Source organism: Petrachloros mirabilis, from assembly GCF_975968855.1.
The window spans coordinates 1-5,183 of sequence record NZ_CDLUDY010000138.1 but is presented as its reverse complement, the minus strand read 5'-3'; the positions used below and the strand labels follow the sequence as shown (position 1 = coordinate 5,183).

The window sequence follows — 5,183 nt, the reverse complement described above, 5'->3', positions numbered from 1 at the left end:
TTCCGCGCGGGAATTTCGATTTGAAGGTTGATAAGTTCTGGATCGACTACCACGAGAACGGCTCAGTGAAATCCTATAACAGTACGCTGACAGTCGTCGAAGGCGGGCAGCCCAAGATGACGAAAACTATCACCGTGAACGATCCCCTCGTCTATAAAGGGATCTGGTTTTATCAGTCCAGCTACGGCGATGCGTGGGATCAAATCGAAGTGGCGCGGGTGAACGTCAAGGACAAAGAAACAGATAAGGTGATCAAGACGATCGATTTGGAATGGCAGAAAGAAGAGACGCTGCCGGATCTGAACCTCAAGCTGGCAATTACCGATTTCGTGGCGGACTTCGCCTTCAATTCGACCGAGAAGAAGGTCTATTCCAAGACCATTGAACACGCGAATCCGGCGATCAAGCTTGCCGTTAACGAATCGAGTACGGTTCAAGCGACTCCCTGGATCTTTTATCAATTCCCGGACTTGTTCGACATCAAGGGCTCGAAATACCAGTTCGAGTTAATTGGCTATAAGCCGAAAAAATACACGGGTCTGCAGATTGCAAAGAATCCTGGCATCAATATCGTCTGGCTCGGTTCTACGATGATGGTGGTGGGCATCACTCTCTCGTCATTCATCTATCATCGCAGATTATGGACCAAGATCATTCCGAGCGGTGACAAGGTGGCCGTGCATATCGGGGGGACGACCCACAAGAGCCAGATCGATTTTCAGAAGGAATTCCGGAAGGTTACGGAAAAAATTAGAACGTTTTCGGTGTAGCCGATGGGTGGCCAAACCCGGCTTATGTTCGGTATGATACCACAATAGTCGGTTAGGCCGGATTGATCGACGGAGGTTTCAATGGCCACTTCACTCTTTCTATTCGACATGACGTTTTGGCTTTATCTTGCTTCCCTGACCCTCTATATCGCCTACCTGTTTGCTCGCCGTCCGACGATGGTGTTCGCTCCTGCCGGTCATCCGATCGAGAATTTCGACGAAAGGGACGGTGCCTGGGCAACGCAGCTGGGGCAGGTCGCAACATTGGTGACGGTGTTCGGGTGGATAGTGAACACGGGAGCGCTATTTACCAGGGCCTTTGAGCGACTCCAGCATTCCGGAACCTTTGCCCCATGGTCGAACCAATTTGAAGCGATGGCCTATGTATCTTGGGCGATCATTCTCGGCTATGTGCTGCTCGAATTTCGTTACAAAATAAAGGCGATAGGGGCGTTCGTCGTTGGAATAGGCTTTATTGCCATGGGCGCGGCATCGTTGCTCCCCTATCGGTATCAGACGGCCGAGCCGCTGGTGCCGGCGCTGAACAGTTACTGGATCTATATCCATGTGTCCGTGACCTTGACCAGCTATGCAGCCTTTGCAATGGCTGGTGGGCTGGGCGTCATGTATCTTTTCAAAGAACGTGCAGAGTTGCGCGGCAGTAAGTCTCGCTTCTATGCCTCATTCCCGGATCTCGAAACCATCGATGAGCTGGGATACAAAGCCATTATGATCGGGTTCCCGCTACTCGCTTTTGGCATCATTCTCGGCGCGATGTGGGCGAATTATGCATGGGGCGGGTATTGGAGTTGGGATCCGAAAGAAACCTGGTCGTTGATCGTATGGCTGATCTATGGGGCTTACATTCACGCCCGCATGACACGGGGGTGGGAAGGTCGGCGAGCGGCGATCTATGCCGTGTTCGGGTTTTTGATGGTGATCTTTTGTTTCTGGGGAGTGAATTTTCTGTTATCGGGTCTGCACGCCTACGCATAGTCAAGTTGTAGGCTAATGGCGCGGGACAAAGGGCAAGGAGCCGCTCTTGTGCCAGACGACGCGGACTTACTTCACAAGATCCTAATGGCTGATCAATCGATAACGCCGCAGGTTATTCCGGCCAAAGGTATCTCCCGCCTCCTGATCTTCGCCGTTGGCGCAGCCATCTTCGTGGCTGTCTTCACGATTGTGTGGCTTCAGAGTGCCAAGTATGAGCCGTTGGCGGTCGGGAAACCGGCACCGGACTTTTCGCTCTACGATCTTAACGACAAGCCCTATCGGTTGTCCGATTTTCGGGGCAAGGTGGTCTTCCTGAACTTTTGGGCGACCTGGTGCAAACCTTGCCGTGAAGAAATGCCGTCGATGGAGGTGTTGAACAAGAACTTCGAGAAGGACGGCCTGGTCATTCTCGCCGTGAGTATCGATCGCGTAACGACGACGAAGGATATTCCCCCGTTTGTGAAGGGGATGAACCTTACGTTTCCCGTCCTGGTCGATTCCTGGGGAAAGACTGACAAGCCGTACAAGCGCATGGGTGTGCCGGAAACGTTCATCATCGACCAGCAAGGCATCATTCAGGAAATCGTCATTGGTCCAAGAGATTGGACGAGGCTTGACAGTCTGCAAGTGCTGACGAGGTTGCTCAATGTGACGCCGAAGGCCGTTGAAACCGGATCCAGAGAAACCGTGGAGCGTCCAGGATGAATTCCGGTGGCATGATCAGCAGGATCTTCACGGTGATCGCTCTGCTCTCAGTACCACTGGTGCCGCCGGTATCGGCAGCTGACAGGGTGCCACTCCTTGTCCAGCAAAGGGGCGTCGTCAAGCCGGGTCAGGAAGCGCCAGACTTTCGTCTGCGCGACATGAACGGCCGGATGGTCTCGCTATCCGATTTCCGCGGCAAGGTAGTGTTGGTGAATTTCTGGGCCACGTGGTGCGGACCCTGCCGTGTCGAGATGCCGGCGATGGAGCAACTCTACCGGCAATATCCCAGGAAAGACTTCGAGATTCTCGCGGTGTCGACAGATGCCCAAGGCGTCACAGTGACCAGGCCGTTTCAGCAGGAAAACAACCTGAGTTTCCCGATCCTTCACGATGCCGATTTTCGTGTAGGGCTCTCGTACGGGGCGCGGACGTTGCCGATGACCTTCATGGTCGACCGGCGTGGGATCGTGCGTCAGCAGATATTCGGCGCGCGTGACTGGGGGGCTCCGGAGGCCCATCAGCTCGTGCAAATGCTCATGAAATCGTAATTGTGTCACAATCCATCAGCCAGATTTCTCTGATCGCCGCTTTTTCAGCTGGACTTCTGTCTTTTGTGTCCCCTTGTGTACTGCCGCTGGTTCCATCCTACATTTCCTACATTACGGGCCTGTCGATCGAGCAGTTGACCGATGTCGAGGAGCGGTCGAAGTTCAAAGCGGCCATCATCGTCAATGCACTGCTCTTCATCGCCGGGTTTTCGGCCGTGTTCATCGCTTTTGGCGCGTCCGCGAGTTTTATCGGTCAGATGCTCATTACGTATCAGGACCATATCCGGCGGATCGGAGGCGTGCTCATCATCGTGTTCGGCCTCTATCTGCTGGGGGTGCTGAATATTAATTTTCTTCAAATGGAACATCGCTTCCAATTTCGCAATCGGCCGGTCGGATATCTCGGATCGTTTCTTATCGGCATTGCCTTTGCTGCAGGATGGACTCCCTGTGTCGGCCCTGTATTGGGAACCATTCTTCTCTACGCCAGTACGACCGATTCTTTGATGAACGGTGTCTTATTGCTGGCGTTCTACTCGCTCGGGCTTGGCCTGCCGTTGTTTCTTACCGCCCTCGGTGTGGACCGCTTCCTGTCTTATTTTAAGCAGGCTCGTGCCTACTTATGGGGTGTCTCCACGGTTAGCGGGGTGCTACTCGTTGTCGTCGGGGCGATGATCTACGCCAATTCACTGACGATGATTACGAGCTTTCTGGAACGATACGGGATTGGCTGGTATCTGGGTCAGTAACGGACGGCTGGTCAGAAGCTCCAACGAGGACCAGCGTGGTTTACGGTAGTTTCCTTCTCCACACTTAGCACGCTTTGTGAGTTTTCAGGCAGTCGATTTAGCACCAGGTGCCGAGCCGACAGTTCACAAATCCCTGACGAAGCGCATTGGCGGATGGAATTTGGAGTGATCCCGGTTGAGCTGTAGCCGTGTAACCGTTTTCAATGCCGGGACGATCCGTCTGCCCAGCTCGGCCCGTTTCATTTGAGGGTGGAGCGCTTTCAGGATCGTTTGCGGTGACGATGACTGGTTCGGCACTCCCGATTTTGGCGAGTAATGCTGCGCCTTCCTTGGAATGGGAGCTGTTCGGGTATTTCTCAGCCAATAGCACGAGTTTCTCGCCGGCCCAATCGTCAGCCCCGAGATCGTGGTAACTGAGGGCGAGATAATACAAAGCCTCCGGCGCGACCGACTTGTCAGGATACTGCTTGAGAATCTTCTCGAAGCGGTGAGCTGCAGCCAGATACGACCCTCTTCGGTAATAAAACTGACCGACATACAGATGTGATTGTGCAAGAAGGTCGTGGCATTCCTGGATCTTCTGAGCCGCCTGAGCTTCATAGCGATTGCCCGGATAGTCCTTCCGCAACCGTTCGAAGGCTTGGATAGCTTTCTGAACCGGTTCTGGGTCGCGCTCGATCCCTTTTGCGCGTTTCATTTGGCTCTCGCCGATGCGGAACACGGCATAGGGTGCCAGCATGTGCGTGCGGTGAAGGTCGAGAAAGTGATTGTATTCGACGATTGCTTCGGCGTACTCCTCCTTATCGAAAAAGGCTTCACCCCGCTTCATAATGACGTTTGGATCGTAATTTTTTTCGATCTCATCTCCGAAGAATATGGATTCGTCGGTGCCGCTGAGGACTTTTTTGGCCTTGACCTCTGAATTTTTTGAGTTGCTCGAGCACGCAGACAACACGACCAGGCCTACCATGACGAACGGCAGGACAGAAATAAGGGCGTAGGATCGAGATTCCATATGTTTCCGTAAGATGATAAGTAGCCTCTCTCACTTTTTAGCAAGAGGTTCGGCCAAATGCAACGGTTCCTCTGCTTGAAGTTGACCCGTACTCCCGTGAGACCTATAATCGCGCGCGCCAGGAAAGTTTAAAACTCCCTCCGCTTTGCTGTTGCTTCGTTCTGGGACATGAAGTGCGTGGAGAGGCGTTCCCGATGCTCCGAGGACTGTCGGTTGATCGGATGAGTTGGAACTTTTTGAAGATCCTGGCAAAAGGTTGACGTGATGTTGCTATGATACGGACAAGGATCGTGGGGACAGGGTCGTATTTGCCGGAGCGTGTTGTCTCCAATCGGGAAGCTGCAGCAGCCTTGGGGATCGATCCGGAGACAGTGTCTCGGTTGACAGGGATTGCCGAGCG

6 protein-coding genes are annotated in these 5,183 nt (G+C 53.4%); 5 read left to right on the top strand and 1 reads right to left on the bottom strand.

Features of this window, described 5'->3' with window-relative positions; translation table 11 throughout:
* The 5 genes from ACWVCN_RS05570 to ACWVCN_RS05550 form a co-directional block, all read left to right on the top strand.
* The coding region (locus tag ACWVCN_RS05570; protein WP_455244543.1) for a cytochrome c biogenesis protein ResB at positions 1-770 on the top strand (770 nt) is incomplete at its 5' end.
* 81 nt (positions 771-851) lie between these two features.
* The gene (gene ccsB / locus ACWVCN_RS05565) at positions 852-1,766 is read left to right on the top strand and encodes a c-type cytochrome biogenesis protein CcsB (RefSeq protein ID WP_455244542.1); all 915 of its coding nucleotides are present in this window, start codon (positions 852-854) and stop codon (positions 1,764-1,766) included.
* Between the two features lie 48 nt (positions 1,767-1,814).
* Positions 1,815-2,471: a redoxin domain-containing protein gene (locus ACWVCN_RS05560; protein ID WP_455244541.1), complete on the top strand. Its 657-nt coding sequence runs from the start codon at positions 1,815-1,817 to the stop codon at positions 2,469-2,471.
* An 11-nt stretch (positions 2,472-2,482) separates the two neighbouring features.
* A complete protein-coding gene (locus tag ACWVCN_RS05555) occupies positions 2,483-3,019 on the top strand; it encodes a peroxiredoxin family protein (RefSeq protein ID WP_455244540.1) in 537 nt (178 codons plus the stop codon).
* 2 nt (positions 3,020-3,021) lie between these two features.
* Positions 3,022-3,768, top strand: coding sequence for a cytochrome c biogenesis CcdA family protein (locus tag ACWVCN_RS05550; protein ID WP_455244538.1), 747 nt, complete (start codon positions 3,022-3,024; stop codon positions 3,766-3,768).
* A 97-nt stretch (positions 3,769-3,865) separates the two neighbouring features.
* On the opposite strand, the gene bamD is transcribed toward ACWVCN_RS05550, so the two are convergent.
* Entirely contained in the window at positions 3,866-4,783 is a 918-nt protein-coding gene (gene bamD / locus ACWVCN_RS05545; protein ID WP_455244537.1) for an outer membrane protein assembly factor BamD, read from the bottom strand.
* Between the last annotated feature and the right edge of the window lie 400 nt (positions 4,784-5,183).

Excerpts from the sequence above, each read along its gene's own strand:
- ccsB (WP_455244542.1), top strand. The coding sequence starts at position 852 with ATGGCCACTTCACTCTTTCTATTCGACATGACGTTTTGGCTTTATCTT.
- ACWVCN_RS05555 (WP_455244540.1), top strand. The coding sequence starts at position 2,483 with ATGATCAGCAGGATCTTCACGGTGATCGCTCTGCTCTCAGTACCACTG.
- bamD (WP_455244537.1), bottom strand. The coding sequence starts at position 4,783 with ATGGAATCTCGATCCTACGCCCTTATTTCTGTCCTGCCGTTCGTCATG.